Source organism: Paraburkholderia phytofirmans PsJN (assembly GCF_000020125.1).
GTDB classification, from domain to species: Bacteria; Pseudomonadota; Gammaproteobacteria; order Burkholderiales; family Burkholderiaceae; genus Paraburkholderia; species Paraburkholderia phytofirmans.
On sequence record NC_010681.1, the window covers coordinates 2,872,996 to 2,888,731 of the forward strand.

16 protein-coding genes are annotated in these 15,736 nt (G+C 63.9%); 3 read left to right on the top strand and 13 right to left on the bottom strand.

Translation table 11 applies throughout. From position 1 onward, the window contains the following. Positions 1-35 precede the first annotated feature (35 nt). The 3 genes from BPHYT_RS12585 to ndk all read right to left on the bottom strand — a co-directional run bounded on the left by BPHYT_RS12585 (position 36) and on the right by ndk (position 3,080). Positions 36-1,124, bottom strand: a complete 1,089-nt coding sequence (locus BPHYT_RS12585) for a helix-turn-helix domain-containing protein (RefSeq protein WP_012433531.1) — start codon at positions 1,122-1,124, stop codon at positions 36-38. A gap of 217 nt (positions 1,125-1,341) precedes the next feature. Then, a complete protein-coding gene (gene rlmN / locus BPHYT_RS12590; RefSeq protein WP_012433532.1) occupies positions 1,342-2,493 on the bottom strand; it encodes a 23S rRNA (adenine(2503)-C(2))-methyltransferase RlmN in 1,152 nt (383 codons plus the stop codon). Between the two features lie 161 nt (positions 2,494-2,654). Next, entirely contained in the window at positions 2,655-3,080 is a 426-nt protein-coding gene (gene ndk / locus BPHYT_RS12595) for a nucleoside-diphosphate kinase (RefSeq protein ID WP_012433533.1), read from the bottom strand. Positions 3,081-3,385: 305 nt separating this feature from the next. Here ndk and BPHYT_RS12600 point away from each other — a divergent pair, with 305 nt between their 5' ends. After that, positions 3,386-4,084 (top strand): Bax inhibitor-1/YccA family protein, encoded by a 699-nt coding sequence (locus BPHYT_RS12600; protein WP_012433534.1) that lies wholly within the window; start codon positions 3,386-3,388, stop codon positions 4,082-4,084. A 130-nt stretch (positions 4,085-4,214) separates the two neighbouring features. On the opposite strand, the gene BPHYT_RS12605 is transcribed toward BPHYT_RS12600, so the two are convergent. From BPHYT_RS12605 to BPHYT_RS12650, 10 genes are all read right to left on the bottom strand, one after another. After that, entirely contained in the window at positions 4,215-4,988 is a 774-nt protein-coding gene (locus tag BPHYT_RS12605) for an MBL fold metallo-hydrolase (RefSeq protein ID WP_012433535.1), read from the bottom strand. Between the two features lie 7 nt (positions 4,989-4,995). Next, positions 4,996-6,135, bottom strand: a complete 1,140-nt coding sequence (gene bamC, locus BPHYT_RS12610; protein ID WP_012433536.1) for an outer membrane protein assembly factor BamC — start codon at positions 6,133-6,135, stop codon at positions 4,996-4,998. A 132-nt stretch (positions 6,136-6,267) separates the two neighbouring features. Next, positions 6,268-7,194, bottom strand: coding sequence for a 4-hydroxy-tetrahydrodipicolinate synthase (dapA, locus tag BPHYT_RS12615; RefSeq protein ID WP_012433537.1), 927 nt, complete (start codon positions 7,192-7,194; stop codon positions 6,268-6,270). 43 nt (positions 7,195-7,237) lie between these two features. Next, the gene (locus BPHYT_RS12620; RefSeq protein WP_012433538.1) at positions 7,238-7,840 is read right to left on the bottom strand and encodes a class I SAM-dependent methyltransferase; all 603 of its coding nucleotides are present in this window, start codon (positions 7,838-7,840) and stop codon (positions 7,238-7,240) included. A 35-nt stretch (positions 7,841-7,875) separates the two neighbouring features. Continuing rightward, positions 7,876-9,078: a tryptophan--tRNA ligase gene (locus BPHYT_RS12625; protein ID WP_012433539.1), complete on the bottom strand. Its 1,203-nt coding sequence runs from the start codon at positions 9,076-9,078 to the stop codon at positions 7,876-7,878. A 6-nt stretch (positions 9,079-9,084) separates the two neighbouring features. After that, positions 9,085-9,747, bottom strand: coding sequence for a site-2 protease family protein (locus BPHYT_RS12630; RefSeq protein ID WP_012433540.1), 663 nt, complete (start codon positions 9,745-9,747; stop codon positions 9,085-9,087). Positions 9,748-9,794: 47 nt separating this feature from the next. Then, entirely contained in the window at positions 9,795-10,430 is a 636-nt protein-coding gene (locus tag BPHYT_RS12635) for an L-threonylcarbamoyladenylate synthase (protein WP_012433541.1), read from the bottom strand. A gap of 130 nt (positions 10,431-10,560) precedes the next feature. Then, a complete protein-coding gene (locus BPHYT_RS12640; RefSeq protein WP_012433542.1) occupies positions 10,561-11,391 on the bottom strand; it encodes a 3',5'-nucleoside bisphosphate phosphatase in 831 nt (276 codons plus the stop codon). A gap of 119 nt (positions 11,392-11,510) precedes the next feature. Beyond that, the gene (locus tag BPHYT_RS12645; protein WP_012433543.1) at positions 11,511-12,395 is read right to left on the bottom strand and encodes an alpha/beta fold hydrolase; all 885 of its coding nucleotides are present in this window, start codon (positions 12,393-12,395) and stop codon (positions 11,511-11,513) included. An 83-nt stretch (positions 12,396-12,478) separates the two neighbouring features. After that, positions 12,479-13,408, bottom strand: coding sequence for a ferritin-like domain-containing protein (locus BPHYT_RS12650; protein ID WP_012433544.1), 930 nt, complete (start codon positions 13,406-13,408; stop codon positions 12,479-12,481). A gap of 784 nt (positions 13,409-14,192) precedes the next feature. On the opposite strand from BPHYT_RS12650, the gene BPHYT_RS12655 reads away from it, so the two are divergent. Beyond that, the gene (locus BPHYT_RS12655) at positions 14,193-14,717 is read left to right on the top strand and encodes a gamma carbonic anhydrase family protein (protein WP_012433545.1); all 525 of its coding nucleotides are present in this window, start codon (positions 14,193-14,195) and stop codon (positions 14,715-14,717) included. Positions 14,718-14,781: 64 nt separating this feature from the next. Then, a complete protein-coding gene (gene hslO, locus BPHYT_RS12660; RefSeq protein ID WP_012433546.1) occupies positions 14,782-15,732 on the top strand; it encodes an Hsp33 family molecular chaperone HslO in 951 nt (316 codons plus the stop codon). Positions 15,733-15,736 lie beyond the last annotated feature (4 nt).

The window sequence follows — 15,736 nt, forward strand, 5'->3', positions numbered from 1 at the left end:
CGCGGACCGGTTGGCCGCGGCGCATACCGTATCTGTCAAGGCAGCGCGAAACGCGCCACGTTGCCTTTGGCCGCCGCATATTTCGACGGATCGACCGGCTGGCCATCGAGCGTCAGCGAGTCGAGGCCGGCCCTGTTGCCGAGCGTGACCTTGAACGGCGCTTCGCCCGTCACTGTCTTGGTATCGCCCGCATGCACGAGGCCGGAGAACACTTCCTTGCCATCTTTGCCACGCACGCTGAACCAGCTATCCTGCTTGACGCTCAACGCAACGATCGACTGACCTGCAGCCGGCGTCACCGTAGCCGCCGGCGCGCTCGCGCCCGGCGCAGTTGCTAGGGCCGGTGCTTGTGAGCCCGTCTTCGGCGCGGCGGTCATTGCCGTGACTGCCGGCGCCGACGAAGGTGCCGCACCCGTGGCGAGTGGCGCGGGCATCGGCGTAGCCGACGCTGCATTCTCCGCCGCCTGCGTGTCCGTCGCTGAAGCAGCCTCTTCCGCAGTCGCTTCCGAACCTGCCGACTGGCCCTGCGCCACCGCGCCCGATGCGCCGGTCGAGCCGCCAGCGGCGCCATTCGCGCTCGCTTTCAAGCGCGCCAGCCAGGCCGACGAATCGCCGCCATTGGTATGCCACATGCCAAGCGCGATCACCGCGACGATCACCGCCGCCACGCCCCACAACCACGAGCGGCTCTTTTGCCCGCTGCCGCCCAGCGAGAGCGATACCTTGCCGCGCGGCAAATCCCTACCCGACGAGGCCGGCATTGACAGATCCGGCGCGGGCACACCCTTTTCGCGGCGCAGTGCCGCCGTGAACGGCGTGGGATCCGCACCGAGCATTTTCGCGTAGCTGCGCACCACGCCGAGCGCGAAAGTCGTATCCGGCAAGTGGCTGATGTCGCCCGATTCGAGCGCGCGCAACTTGATGACGGACACTTTCAGACGCGCCGACACGTCGTCGATCGTCCAACCTTTCGATTCACGCAATTGGGTCAAGCGCGCGCCAACCGCCGCCAACGAATCCATGGCCGGCTGCACAACAGGCTGCACCGCCGCCCGTGCGACTGGCGCCGGATGGCCTTCGTTCGTGTCTGTGTCCTGCGGCTGCGGGTGCTGCGGCTCACTCATCCCAAATCCTTTCGCGTCGATTCTTTTTCACTCGTGCAACCCGGACGGGCTCAAGCCTCACATCCGAATCGCAGACCGTTTATAACAAAATGTGCGGCCTTGTGCGCCGCTTCCGATCGCTTCTGCAAACTTTCTTTTCAATCGACGCCGGCACTGCAGGATGTCGCGCGTTCGCGGAGTTTTCTCCAGACGCCGGCGCCCTGCCGTTCCCGCGCGATTACACGGCGCGAACCTCGATCACCTTGGCTGCCTTCCCGGTGCGCTCAGCGAGCCGGGTGCGGTCTTTCACCGCGCCGGCCAACTGACCGCAGGCAGCGTCGATATCATCGCCGCGTGTTTTACGCACCGTGGTGACGACGCCCGCGTCCATCAACACTTGTGCAAACCGCTTGATCTGTTCCGGCTTCGAGCGGATGAGGCCCGATTCGGGGAACGGATTGAACGGAATCAGGTTGAACTTGCACGGCACGTCACGCGTGAGCGCCAGCAATTCGCGCGCTTGAGCTTCGCTGTCATTGACGCCGTCGAGCATGCAATATTCAAACGTAATGAAGTCGCGCGGCGCGACCTTCAGATAGCGCTGGCAAGCCGCCATCAGTTCGCGCAGCGGATACTTCTTGTTCAGCGGCACCAGCATGTCGCGCAGCGGATCGCTAGGCGCATGCAAGGAGACCGCGAGCGCTACCGGCAGATCGGCGCCGAGCCGGTCCATCATGGGCACGACGCCCGAGGTGGACAGCGTGACACGGCGGCGCGACAGGCCGTAGGCGTTGTCGTCGAGCATCAGGCGCATGGCCGGCACGACCGCGTCGTAATTGAGCAGCGGCTCGCCCATGCCCATCATCACGACGTTCGTGACAACCCGCTCGCCCTTGCCGTCGCCGCCCGTGGCGCGGCCGCCATCAATACCGCGCGACGCGCGCAGCGCGAACTCGGCCATGCGCAACTGGCCGATGATTTCGGCGGTGGTGAGATTGCGGGAGAAACCTTGTTTGCCGGTCGAACAGAAACGGCAGTTGACCGCGCACCCGGCCTGCGACGACACGCACAGCGTGCCACGCGTTTCTTCGGGGATGTAGACGGTTTCGACCGCGTTGCTGTTGCCGACGTCGATCAGCCACTTGCGTGTGCCGTCGGTAGAAATATTGTCGCTGACGATGCCCGGCATCGAGATCGTGGCGCGCCCCTTGAGCTTTTCGCGCAAGGACTTCGCGAGATCGGTCATGCCGTCGAAGTCGGCAGCGTTGTACTGGTGAATCCAGCGCTGCAATTGCTTGGCGCGAAACGGCTTCTCGCCCAGGCTGTCGCAGTAGGCGACGAGCCCTTGGGCGTCGAGGTCGAGAAGGTTGACGGTGGGACTGCTCGTCATATCGAATCCTGCCATTTCAGTGCGAGACTACGTTCATGCAACAAGCTGCATGAACGCAATGCCGTTCGCGCCCATTCCTGCTGCTTTTACCTTACTACTTTGCCGGGCGATTCGTGCGATAAAACCAGTCGGCTGCACGAATCGCGCGAGGCAAGTTCTGCTTAACGCGAGTAGACGTTCACTTGCGGGAAGAAGAACGCGATTTCGACTGCTGCCGTTTCAGCGGCGTCGGAACCGTGCACTGCGTTCGCGTCGATGCTGTCGGCGAAGTCGGCGCGGATCGTGCCCTTTTCCGCCTTCTTCGGGTCCGTTGCACCCATCAGGTCACGGTGCTTGAGGATGGCGTTTTCGCCTTCCAGCGCTTGCACGACCACCGGGCCCGAGATCATGAAATCGACCAGGTCCTTGAAGAACGGACGTGCGGCGTGCACAGCGTAGAACTTCTCCGCGTCGGCGCGCGACAGGTGAACCATGCGCGAAGCCACGATCTTCAGACCAGCGTTTTCGAAACGGCTGTAGATCTGGCCGATCACGTTCTTGGCCACTGCGTCCGGCTTGATAATCGACAGGGTGCGTTCGATCGCCATAAAAACTCCAAAAAATTAAGAGGTTACAGATTCAAATGAATCCGCTATTGTAGCATGTTCCCGTGTATGATTGCGATTGAACCCTTACAGTGCTGAAAGACTTCGAGCAGGAGTTGCCGATTACTGGTAGCGTAGCCGTGTGGGTATTTTCAGGGCATTGAAACTCCCCGCCCCCGCGCCAATCTTAGGGATGAGAGCGCCGCGACCGGCGGCAGGAAATCCCACCGGCGCTGCACGACTCGCTACAACCCGCTTTAGCCCGCATCACAACCATACGCAACACGCTTCTGAGGTAAGGAGAGACCATGAACGATCATCCGTATAGCTTTGGCCGCAATGGCGCGGTCAGCACGGTCGAAACGCGTAACCGCGTGCTACGGAACACCTACTGGCTGCTCGCGCTGTCCATGATTCCGACAGTGCTGGGCGCGTGGGTGGGCCTTACCACTGGCTTCTCGCTGTTCGCCGCCACGAGTCCCGCCATGAGCATGCTGGCGTTCTTCGCGATCGCCTTCGGTTTCATGTTCGCCATCCAGAAGACCAAAGACAGCGCGGCCGGCGTGTTTGTGCTACTCGGCTTCACGTTCTTCATGGGCCTGATGCTTTCGCGCATCCTGAGCTTCGTGCTCGGTTTTTCGAACGGCCCGTCGCTGATCATGCTCGCCTTCGGTGGCACTGGTGTGATCTTCGCGTCGATGGCAACCATCGCCACGGTCAGCAAGCGCGACTTCTCGGGTCTCGGCAAGTGGCTGTTCATGGGCGTGATCGTGCTGCTGCTTGCATCAGTCGCGAACGTGTTCCTGCATTTGCCGGCGCTGATGCTCACGGTGTCGGTCATGGCCATCGTCATCTTCTCGGCCTACATGCTGTTCGACGTCCAGCGCGTCGTGAACGGCGGTGAAACGAATTACATCACTGCTACGCTCGCGATCTACCTGGATCTGTACAACGTGTTCGTCAACCTGCTGGCGCTGCTCGGCATCTTCGGCGGCAATCGCAACTAAGCCTGATTTGGGCGCGGCGTTCGAAACCCGCCGCCCCGAAAGACAAAGCCCATAACGAGCAATCGTTATGGGCTTTTTTCATGACTCCGCGGCGTCTGCTGCGCAGAGAATCAACCGCGTCTGACGCGGTTCACACGCTCAGCCACGCAAACCCCTCATCCTGCGAAGCCACCACCACTTCCGTCGGCGCCGTGCCTAGTACACCGGCCATGGCGGCCTGCGCCAATTCAGGCAAATTGTTCTGCTGGCTCAGATGCGCGGCAACCAGATGGCGCAATCGCGAACGGTCGAGCGAAGCGAGAATTTCAGCCGCCGCGTCGTTGTTCAAATGCCCATGATTGCCGCCGATGCGCGCCTTCAGCGATTGCGGATAGCGGCTGCCCGCCAGCATCCGCACGTCGTGATTGCATTCGAGCACCAGCGCGTCGCAGCCGCTCAGCACCGAGCTGATATGCGGCGTGGACGTGCCGACATCCGTTAGTACGCCCAGCCGGCTCGCGCCGTTCGAGAGCACGTATTGCAGCGGCTCACGGGCGTCGTGCGGAACGGTATAGGGAAGAATGCTGAGGTCGCCGATCGCGACCGCTTCGTCGCCCCACAGCACCTGCAGGTCGACGTCGGCCTCATCGGCGCCCACCGCGCGGGCGGTGCCCCAGCTCATGTACAACGGAATCGACCACTTGCGCGCCAGCGTCAACGCGCTGCCAATGTGGTCGCTATGCTCATGTGTAATCAGAATTGCGTCGAGACCTTCGGCGCTCGCGCCGAGCCGCGTCAGCCGCCGCTCGACTTCTTTGGCCGAAAAACCGCAGTCGAGCAGTACGCGTGTGGTGGTCGCGCCGCTTTGCGCCTCCACCAGCAGCGCATTGCCTTCACTGCCGCTACCGAGACTGGCGAACCTCACGGTCCGCTTAGTTCAGTTGCGCGTGCAGCAGCGTCACGATGCGCTGCGCGTCCGACGAATTGTCGACCTGCCCGTTCGCCGTCAGCACCGCCACCTGCGTGACCGTGTCGCCCTTCGAGCGCACGTTGACGAGGAATTCCTGGCTCGGCTTCTTCGACGAATTGCCGCTGTAGAACAGCTTGCCGAGCAGACCTTCTTTCTTGAGCTCCTGCATCGAGTCCGCGTAGCGCACGTAGTAGATGCCCTTCGCGCGATCGCGATTGTCGACCGTGAAGTTGGTACGGTCGAGTGCGAGGCCCACGCGCAGCCATGCGCGGTCGAACGACTCCGGCAGGTCGAGCGTGGATGCGCCCGCGCTCTGGTCGATTGTGGCCGGCGCGACAGCCGTACGCGCGTCGGTCAGCAGTTGTTTCGATTGCGCTTCGGTCAGGCCGAACTTCTGCATCAGCTTCGTAAGGAACAGCGCCTCGAGCGCCGGATCGCGCGGGCGCTCTTCCCAACGCGACGACGTCTTGTCCTGCCCCGTCAACACTTCTTCCATGGCGCTGTGCGTGATGGAGATGTCGGTCGTGTCGCCCGGCGCACGCGAGACGAGCGTGCGGAAGCTGTCGCGCGTGCCCGACGAATACGCGAAATCGATGACCTTGCCGACCGTGCGGCGGAACCAGTCGTCCGGAATGTTGGCGCGGTTTTCAGCCCAGTCGGTCGTCATGATGCCGGTGGCCGGCGCGTCGGTCTTAAGCGCGAAACCGTTTTCCTGCCAGAACTCCTGCAACTGCGGCCAGAGCTGATCCGGCGAGCGGCCGTCCACAACCAGCCAGCGGCGATCGCCGTCACGTTCGATATGCATGCCGAGCGGATCCTGCGCGTTCGGCTGGCCTTCGGTCGTATTGCCGGCGGCCGTCACCGCGCGCGTCTGCGCGCCGCCCAACGCCAGATTGGCCGGCGGCGCGACGTAGCGCTCGTCGGTCTTGGTGGTGCTCAAATCGTTCGGAACGGCCAGCGGCGGCGCGCTGCCCGCACCCTTGTAGTTGACGCGGTCGGAAGCAAACCAGTCGTTCAGCGTGTCACAGCCGGCGAGCGTCGTGAGGGCAAGCGCCAGCGCCGCCATGCGGGTTGCGTGGAGGGAAAGTGCGGAACGTTTCATGAGGTCCTTCGTGATGCTGGAACGCGGTGCCTTGGTTCTGTGTGCCGGGAACGTGGGCTGGATCGACGTCGGTTAAGGGAGTGCCGGTGGCAGGCTTGGGTTGGCGCTGTGGGTGCCGCGGACGCTGTCCGCCTACCCCAGCAGGCCCGCTTCGCGCAGCGCGCCGCGCACCACTTCGTGGTATTGCGCGTCGAGCGGCGTGAGCGGCAGGCGGATTCCGCCCTGCACACGACCCAGTTGCTGCAGTGCCCATTTGGCCGGAATCGGATTCGATTCGATGAACAGGTTCTTATGCAGCGACAGGAGTTTCAGATGAATTTCACGCGCGGTCTTCGCGTCTGCGGCCAGGGCGGCCTTGCAAAGATCGCTCATCGCGCGCGGCGCGACGTTGGCGGTGACCGAAATATTGCCGTGGCCGCCGAGCAGCATCAGCGCGATCGCGGTGGGATCGTCGCCGCTGTAGATGCCGAAATGCTTGGGCGCGGACTTGATCAGATGCGCGGCGCGATCGATATTGCCGGTCGCTTCCTTCACACCGATGATGCCCGGCACCTGCGCGCAACGCAGAATGGTGTCGTTGCTCATGTCGGCAACGGTGCGGCCCGGCACGTTGTACAGAATCACCGGCAGATCGACGGTTTCGGCGATCTTCGCGAAGTGGCGGTAGATGCCTTCCTGCGTCGGCTTGTTGTAGTAGGGCACGACCTGGAGCGTGGCGTCCGCGCCGACTTCCTTGGCCTGCTGGGTGAGTTCGATGGCTTCCGTCGTGGAGTTGCCGCCCGAGCCCGCGATCACCGGAATCCGGCCCGCCGTGTGCTCGACTGCGGTCTTGACCATCAGCACGTGTTCTTCGACCGACAGCGTGGCCGACTCGCCGCTCGTGCCAACCACGACGAGAGCGTTCGTGCCCTCCGCGATGTGCCAGTCGATCAGTTTGCGAAACGCCGGCAGATCGAGGCTGCCGTCTTCGAGCATCGGGGTGATGATGGCGGGAATGCTGCCGCGAATCTGAACGCTGTCGTTGCTGCCGAGCTTGCTGCTTTGGTTGCCGTTAGTCATGAAACGCCATGAATTTGATCAGGTAAACCGCGATTGTAGCGGATTAGCCAGCCAACTCGTAACAAGGCGGAGATGCCGCCTGCGCGGGGTCGTCTGAGCGCTCCGCCTCCAGAATCGCGCAGATCCGCTGGACGTAGGCCGGGCGTGGCTGCGCGAGAAAACCGTCCTGAAAAGCGACCACCCGGAGCTGGCCGCGCACGCGGTCGAGAAGCTCGCCGGGCGCCAGCAGAAACGCCGGATTAGAGGGTTTGCCGACGCTTTCGTTTCCTTGCGCGAAGGTCTCGTAAACCAGTACGCCGCCGGGCGCGAGCGCGTGCAAAAGCTGCGGAAAGAGCGGCCGGTGCAGATAGTTCGTTACTACGACGGCGGCGAATTTCGCGTCGGCCGGCAGAGGCCACGCGGCGCCTTCGATGTCGGCCTGGAGCGTGGTAACTAGCGGCTCACCGCGCAGCGCGTCGAGCGCCGCCGCGTCGCGGTCGATGGCGGTGACGGGATGCCCCAGCGACGCGAAGAAACGCGCATGCCTTCCCGCGCCGGACGCGACATCGAGCACGGCACCGCCCTTCGCGACCAGATGCGCCCATTCGCGCACCCACGGCGACGGTTCGCCCAATCCATGCACGGCACAGCTAGCGGGAGTACTCATGAGATGGACGCGGCTCGTCAGTCGTGTCAGTTGTGTCAGTTGTATGAGAGCCCCATGGCTTCGCGTACGTCACGCATCGTTTCCGTGGCGAACTTGCGGGCCTTGTCGCAACCGTCGGCGACGATCGCGCGCAACAGCGACGGATCGTCCATGTACTTCTGCGCGCGCTCGAGCATAGGCTGCTGTTCGCGCAGAATGCCTTCGATCACCGGCTGTTTGCACTCGAGGCAGCCAATGCCCGCGGTGCGGCAACCCTTCTGCACCCATTCGTGGGTGGCTTCGTCCGTGTAGACCTGATGAAGCTGCCACACCGGGCACTTGTCGGGGTCGCCCGGATCGGTACGGCGCACGCGGGCCGGATCGGTCGGCATGGTGCGGACCTTCTTCGTGATCGTCTCCGCGTCTTCGCGCAAGCCGATCGTGTTGCCATACGACTTCGACATTTTCTGGCCGTCGAGACCCGGCATGCGCGACGCTTCGGTCAACATGGCCTGCGGTTCGACCAGAATGATCTTGCGCGAACCTTCGAGGTAACCGAACAGGCGCTCGCGGTCGTTCATCGACAGGCTCTGCGATTCCTGCAACATGGCACGCGCCTGTTCGAGCGCTTCGTCGTCGCCCTCCTGCTGGTAGGCGTTGCGCAACTCGTGATAGAGCTTGGCGCGCTTGCCGCCGAGCTTCTTTGCGGCGTCGCTGGCCTTCTCTTCGAAACCCGGTTCGCGGCCGTACAAGTAGTTGAAACGGCGCGCGATTTCGCGCGTCATTTCGACGTGCGGCACCTGGTCTTCACCAACCGGCACGAGCGAGCCGCGATACAACAAAATGTCCGCCGCCATCAGCACGGGATAACCGAGGAAGCCGTAAGTGGACAGATCCTTATCCTTCAGCTTCTCCTGCTGCTCCTTGTAGGTCGGCACACGTTCGAGCCAGCCGAGCGGCGTGCTCATGCCGAGCAGCAGCGCCAGTTCGGCGTGCTCGGGCACCTTGCTCTGAATGAACAGCGTGGCCTGCGCCGGATCGATGCCGGAGGCCAGCCAGTCGATCAGCACGTCCCAGACGTTCTTCTCGATCACTTCGGGCGTTTCGTAGTGCGTCGTCAGCGCGTGCCAGTCGACCACACAGAAGAAACACGGGTATTCGGACTGCAGCCGCACCCAGTTTTTCAGCACGCCGTGATAGTGGCCGAGGTGCAACGACCCGGTGGGCCGCATGCCGGAGAAGATACGGTCTGGGAACATGGTTATCTAGAAAAGCGAAACAAGGGGAGTCAGAATGGCGGTGATCGCGCTGTAGCCGATCGTGACCAGCGGGTTCAGCCAGTATCGCGTGAGCGTGCCCGTCATGACCAGCGCCATCACAATGAAAAACCCGTACGGTTCGAGGCGCGATAGCGTGATGGACTGCCGCGGCGGCAGCAGCGCCATCAGCACGCGGCCGCCGTCGAGCGGCGGCAGCGGAAACAGGTTGAGCACGCCGAGCACGAGATTCACGCCGACGCCCGCTCCCGCCATGCGCGTGAAGAACGGCTCGTCGACGTTCAGCACGGCGAGCGCGACGCCGAACAGCCCCCAGATCACCGCCTGCACGAAGTTGCAGGCCGGACCCGCCGCCGCAACCCACAGGCTGCCCCAGCGCGGATTGCGCAGGTTGCCAAAGGCGACCGGCACCGGCTTGGCGTAGCCGAACATGAACGCGCCGCTGGTGGCGAAGTACAGCAGCAAGGGAATCGCGATCGTGCCGAGCGGATCGATATGCCGCATCGGATTGACGGAGACGCGGCCGAGCACGTAGGCGGTATTGTCGCCAAGCCAGCGCGCGACGTAGCCATGGGCGGCTTCGTGCAGCGTGATGGCGAAAATCACCGGCAGCGCGTACACCGCAATGGTCTGTATCAGGGAAGAATCCATAGCTCGTTATTGTAACAACGCGATTGCGTGCGTCTGTCCGCTTTCACTCATGCCGTCTCTGCGAGGCCGAACGGTGCGAGAGAACCGCGCCCCGGCCGCACCAGCACCGGTTCCGCGCCGGTCAGATCGATCACCGTGGACGGTTCGCACACGCACGGACCGCTGTCGATCACCAGATCCAGTTGCTTCTCGAGGCGCTCGCGGATTTCCTCCGGGTCGTTCAACGGCTGGGTTTCGCCCGGCATGATCAGCGTCGAGCCGAGCAGCGGCTGGCCGAGTTCTTCGAGAATCGCCAGCGTGATCGCGTGGTCCGGCACGCGCAGACCGATGGTCTTGCGCGAGGGATGCGACAGGCGCCGCGGCACTTCCTTGGTGGCTTGCAAAACGAACACATACGGGCCCGGCGTCACCGATTTGATCAGCCGGTATTGGCGGTTGTCCACCATCGCGAAATTGGCGAGCTCCGACAGGTCGCGCACCAGCAGCGACAGCAATTGCTTCTCGTCGAGTCCGCGAATGCGCCGCAGACGCTCGACCGCGTCCTTGTCGTCCAGATGGCAGGCGAGTGCGTAGCTCGAGTCCGTCGGCAACGCGACCACGCCGCCATCGTTGATGATCTGCACGGCCTGCTTGACGAGGCGCGGCTGCGGGTTATCAGGATGAAGCCGGAAGTATTGGGACATGGCGGCTAACGTTGGCTCACGGATGGAAAGCGAATAGACGGCAAATCGAGTTGCAGCTGAAGTGCGGCCGAGAATATGCGCCGCGCCCGGCCAGCTTTCGTCGACGACGTGCCGCGACGGCACGGCGCGGTCACAGCCAGCGTTCCCAGACGGGTTTGAGATCGGCGGGCAGCGGCGGCAGCGTGCCGAGATCGACGCGGCCTTCGCCGGGTGCGTGGAAGTCGGACCCGCGCGACGCCTCGAAACCGAAACGGCGCGCGACATCGGCGTATTCGCGGTACTGATCTGGCGTGTGGCTGCCCGTCACCACCTCGATCGCTTTGCCGCCGAGATCGATGAATTCGGCGAAAAATGCGTCGAATTCGACTGGCGAATAAGCGTAGCGGCCCGGATGTGCAATGATCGCTTCACCGCCGGCGGCCTGGATCCAGCCGACCGCGTCGGCCAGTTTGGCCCAGCGGTGCGCTACGTAGCCCGGTTTGCCGTCGCCGAGAAAGCGGCTGAACACCTCCTGCGTGGAACTGGCGTAGCCGCTTTCCACCATGAAGCGCGCGAAATGGGTGCGCGAAATCATGTCCGGATTCGATACATATTTCAGCGCGCCCTGATAGGCGTCAGGAATGCCGAGCGTGGCGAGTTGCTCGCCGATCGCTTCCGCCCGCGCGGCGCGGCCGTTGCGCGTACGCGCGAGGCCGTCGATCAGGATCGAACTGGTCGGATCGATGCCCAGCCCGACGATATGCACCGTGCGCGAAGCCCAGGTCACCGAAATCTCGACGCCGCTCAGATAGTCCATGCCGAGCGATTCGGCGGTGCTTCGCGCTTCGAGCTGGCCGCCCAGTTCGTCGTGATCGGTCAGCGCCCACAGCGTCACGCCGCCCGCATGCGCGCGGCGCGCGACGTCGGCCGGCGCGAACTGGCCGTCGGAAACGGTGGAGTGACAGTGGAGGTCGGCGTTCATCGTTGTCTGGAAAAGGTTCTGCACTCATTTTACTGCAACGCAGTAAGTGGACGCAGAGCTATCTCATAACGAACGTCCGGAAGCGGCTGCGTCGGAAACGCTCGAACCTCTCGAAAGCGCTACGCGCAGAATCCCTCGATCAGCGCGGCCACCTGCTCCGGCTGGTCGTGATGCACCATGTGCCCCGCTCCCTCGATGATCTTCTCGCGCCAGTCCGGGAACGCCTGAAAGCGCGCCTTGAATTCGTCGAGCGGAATTTCGCCAGCAATCTGCACGAGCGTTGGCGAGTTGGCCGCCTCCACGTGCAACACCTTTGCGCTTACCTTACGCCAGGTCGCCATCACTTCGTCGAGACGGTACAGCGCCGGCCCGCGCAGCTTGTGCGCGGGATCGGCGAGCAGCATGAAGCGCCCTTCGCCGTCCGGCTTCGACCAATGCTGGGCGAGAAACTGCGCGCGCTGCGGGTCGAGCCGCGGATTGGTCTTGATCAGGCGCGCGGCGACGTCGTCGAGCGACGCGTAGCGCTTCAATTGCGGCGGATCGCGCAATTCGTCGAGCCAGTTGCGCAGACGCTTAGGCGCTTGCGCCGAGTGCGACGGCGCAAGACCGAAGCCTTCCAGATCGACTACCCGCCGCACCCGCTCCGGCCGCACACCCGCGTACACGCAGGCGATGTTTGCCCCCATGCTGTGGCCGACCAGATTCACTTCGCCGGTCGGCGCGTAGTGGTCGAGCAAGGCGTCGAGATCGGCCAGATAGTCCTGAATCCAATAGTTGCCGCCGCCGTGCTCGGCCACCGGCCAGTCCGACAGACCGAAACCGCGCATGTCCGGCGCCAGGACCTGCCAGTCGCCGCCCAGCGCATCGACGACGAACTGGAACGACGCGGCCACGTCCATCCAGCCGTGCAGCATGAAAAGCATCGGCGCATCCGGATTGCCCCAACGCCGCACATGCAGACGGATGCCGCGCACGGCAACGAATTCAGACTGGGAAGTGTTCATGAACGGCACGCCCAAAAAAGAATGGTCGTTCGATTATAACGAGATAGCCCGCCGATGCGCGGGGCCGGATGGCGAAGGAAGTCTCAGTCGCCCGCGGGCGGTGGCGCCGCTTCCTGCGCGTCCAGGCCCGCCAGCGCGGCCAGTTCGGCTTCGTCGAAACCGGCGTCGCGGCGCGCCTCGAAATTGAACGGACCGCGTAATTTCGGTGCGTGATACTGGTCGGCGAGGCGCGTGTAAGTCTGGTGAGGGTCGAGGCCGCCGACGTCGCACAGATGGCGGAACCAGCGGTTGCCGATCAGCACGTGGCCGATTTCGTCGCGCAGGATCACGTCGAGGATCGCCGCCGACGCCTGATCACCCGCCTGCAGCAGACGCGCGCGGATCGGCGGCGAGGCGTCGAGGCCGCGCGCTTCGAGCGTGCGCGGCACCAGCGCCATGCGCGCCAGCACGTCGCCGCGCGTACGCTCGCACATGTCCCACAGGCCGTCGTGGGCGGGAAAATCGCCGTACACGTGGCCGTACTCCGCGAGGCGCGCGCTCAGCAACGAGAAGTGGTAGGCCTCTTCGGCGGCGACCTTGAGCCAGTCGGTGTAGAACGCGGCGGGCATGCCGGCGAAGCGCCAGACCGCGTCGAGGGCGAGATTGATGGCGTTGAATTCGATGTGCGCGAGCGCGTGCAGCAGAACCGCGCGACCTTGTGGCGCTTGCATGCTGCGCCGCTTCAGACCGCGCGGATCGACCAGGTCGGGGCGCGCGGGACGGCCCGGCAGGCCGGACGGTTCGGCGAGTTCGGCGTGAGCGGCGCATGCCATGCTGCCGTCGAGCACCGCGGCGTAGAGCGCGCGAGCGGCAGCGGCCTTGGCGGCCGGATCGGCTTCGCGCAATGCGGCGAGCGCTGCGGTGCGCGCGCAAGGGCCTTGGCGCGGGGGATCAGCGGCCGGTGGATCCGGCGAAATGGACGGTGCGGACGGTGCGGACGGTGCGGACGGTGCGGACGGTGCGGCGGACATCATGGCAAACAAATCGACGAGGAAACAGCAAAGGAAGCCACAAACGGCATGGCCAAGGAAACGACAAAATTCTCGGCAAACGACGCGGCAGCATGCGGCGGTCGAGGCGGTCCCGCGGCGCAATTGCGCGAACGATAGCCTGAACAGCGAACCGGCCGTCTAGGCACAGCCGCGCCCGCACTACGTGACCGACGGCGCCTGGGCAGCGAAGCGGCCATCCGGCTAAGTCCACGCAGCTATTGCGCGAACGACAGCCTGAACAGCGAACTGGCCGTCCAAGCACGGCCACGCAGTCATTGCGTGTACGGCAACCTGATCAGCGAAGCGGCTGTTCAGACACGGCACGCTCGCATTGCGAGAACGGCAACTTGAGCAGCGACAGGCCGTCCAGGCACGGCCGCGTAGCCATCGCGTGTACGGCAACCTGATCAGCGAAACGGCTGTTCAGACACGGCCACGCAGTCATTGCGTGAACGGCAGCCCGAGCATCGACCGGCCGTCCAGACACGGCCACGCAGCCGTTGCGTGAACGTCAACTCGAACAGCAGGGCGGCCAGGTAGCGAGGACACGCTCCGCACCGCATCGATACAGACCTCAACCCGAGCCCGAAGCGAGCGCCGCGTGGCCGGACCAAGCGACCGAACCACACAACCGTTTACAATACCCGATTCGACCATCCAACGCGCCCGAGGCGCCAGCGAGGCGGAACAGCCCGGCAAGGCAAAACGTTCCAGCCAGTTCGGCGCGCCAGCCAGCGCACGTAGCGACCGATCAAGAGGAGACACCGTGACCATCTACAAGCTTGGCGAGGCCGCCCCGACCATCCATGAAAGCGTCTTTGTCGCGGATTCGGCGAGCATCATCGGCAACGTGACGCTCGAGGAGAACGCCAGCGTCTGGTTCGGCGCAACGATTCGCGGCGACAACGAGCCGATCACCATCGGCGCCGGTAGCAACGTGCAGGAAAATTCCGTGCTGCACACCGATCCGGGTTTTCCGCTCACGATCGAGCCGAATGTGACAGTCGGCCATCAGGTCATGCTGCACGGCTGCACGATCAAGGAAGGTTCGTTGATCGGAATTCAGGCCGTGGTCTTGAATGGAGCGGTAATCGGCCGCAACTGTCTGGTCGGAGCGGGCGCCGTCGTCACCGAAGGCAAGGTCTTTCCCGACAATTCGCTGATTCTCGGCGCGCCCGCCAAGGTGGTGCGCGAACTGACCGAGACGGATATCGCCAACATGCAACGCGGCGCGGCAACTTATGCCGAGCGCCGCGAATATTACAAGGCGCAGCTCGTGCGCATCGGCTAACCAGCCGGAGCGCGCGGCGCGCACGGCGCGGCATCACGCTGCGTCATTCGACCGAGGAAAAGTTGTGAGCGACCAGTTGCAAAAATTCATGTTCAGCGCGGCGCCGGTGCGCGGCGAGATCGTTTCCCTGCGCAACACCTGGCAGGAAGTGCTGACGCGCCGCGACTATCCGGCGCCGGTGCGCACGGTTCTGGGCGAAATGATGGCGGCGTGCGCGCTGCTGTCGGCGAATCTCAAGTTCGACGGCACGCTCATCATGCAGATTTTCGGCGACGGCCCGGTCAAGATGCTGGTGGTGCAATGCGGCTCCGATCTGTCGATGCGCGCCACCGCCAAGCTGTCGGGCGAAGCGGCTAACGTTATCGGCGAGACGGCCAGCATGGTCGACCTGCTGAACGCGAGCGGCCATGGCCGCTGTGTGATCACGCTCGACCCGGCCAGCAAGCAGCCCGGTCAGCAGCCGTATCAAAGTATCGTGCCGTTGTCGGGTGTGGACGGCCCGCTCAACTCGATGGCCGAAGTGCTCGAGCATTACATGCATCATTCTGAGCAGCTCGACACGCGCCTGTGGCTCGCCGCGAACACCGAGCGCGCGGTCGGCATGCTGCTGCAAAAACTGCCGGGCGACGGCGGCATCGTGCCTCATCCGGGCGATCTGGACGCGGATACGTGGGAGCGCGTCTGCACGCTGGGCGGCACGATGTCGCAAGACGAGCTGCTGAAGGAAGAACCGGAAACGATCTTCCGGCGCCTCTTCTGGCAGGAAAACGTCCAGCATTTCGAACCGGCCACGGCGCGCTTCGAGTGCACGTGTTCGCGCGAAAAAGTCGGCGGCATGCTGAAGATGCTGGGCCGCGAGGAAGTCGACGGCGTGCTCGAAGAGCGCGGCCATGTCGAGATTCATTGCGAGTTCTGCAATCAGCGTTACGAGTTCGATCCGGTCGACGTGGCGCAACTTTTCGTCGCCGAAGCGCTCTCACAAGGTGTGACGCCCGCGGCTGAACAGCGGCACTGAGCGA

Coding starts and splice junctions, on each gene's coding strand:
- BPHYT_RS12585 (WP_012433531.1), bottom strand. CDS start 1,124: ATGAGTGAGCCGCAGCACCCGCAGCCGCAGGACACAGACACGAACGAA.
- rlmN (WP_012433532.1), bottom strand. CDS start 2,493: ATGACGAGCAGTCCCACCGTCAACCTTCTCGACCTCGACGCCCAAGGG.
- BPHYT_RS12635 (WP_012433541.1), bottom strand. CDS start 10,430: ATGTCCCAATACTTCCGGCTTCATCCTGATAACCCGCAGCCGCGCCTC.
- ndk (WP_012433533.1), bottom strand. CDS start 3,080: ATGGCGATCGAACGCACCCTGTCGATTATCAAGCCGGACGCAGTGGCC.
- BPHYT_RS12600 (WP_012433534.1), top strand. CDS start 3,386: ATGAACGATCATCCGTATAGCTTTGGCCGCAATGGCGCGGTCAGCACG.
- BPHYT_RS12640 (WP_012433542.1), bottom strand. CDS start 11,391: ATGAACGCCGACCTCCACTGTCACTCCACCGTTTCCGACGGCCAGTTC.
- BPHYT_RS12645 (WP_012433543.1), bottom strand. CDS start 12,395: ATGAACACTTCCCAGTCTGAATTCGTTGCCGTGCGCGGCATCCGTCTG.
- BPHYT_RS12650 (WP_012433544.1), bottom strand. CDS start 13,408: ATGATGTCCGCCGCACCGTCCGCACCGTCCGCACCGTCCGCACCGTCC.
- BPHYT_RS12620 (WP_012433538.1), bottom strand. CDS start 7,840: ATGAGTACTCCCGCTAGCTGTGCCGTGCATGGATTGGGCGAACCGTCG.
- BPHYT_RS12625 (WP_012433539.1), bottom strand. CDS start 9,078: ATGTTCCCAGACCGTATCTTCTCCGGCATGCGGCCCACCGGGTCGTTG.
- bamC (WP_012433536.1), bottom strand. CDS start 6,135: ATGAAACGTTCCGCACTTTCCCTCCACGCAACCCGCATGGCGGCGCTG.
- dapA (WP_012433537.1), bottom strand. CDS start 7,194: ATGACTAACGGCAACCAAAGCAGCAAGCTCGGCAGCAACGACAGCGTT.
- BPHYT_RS12630 (WP_012433540.1), bottom strand. CDS start 9,747: ATGGATTCTTCCCTGATACAGACCATTGCGGTGTACGCGCTGCCGGTG.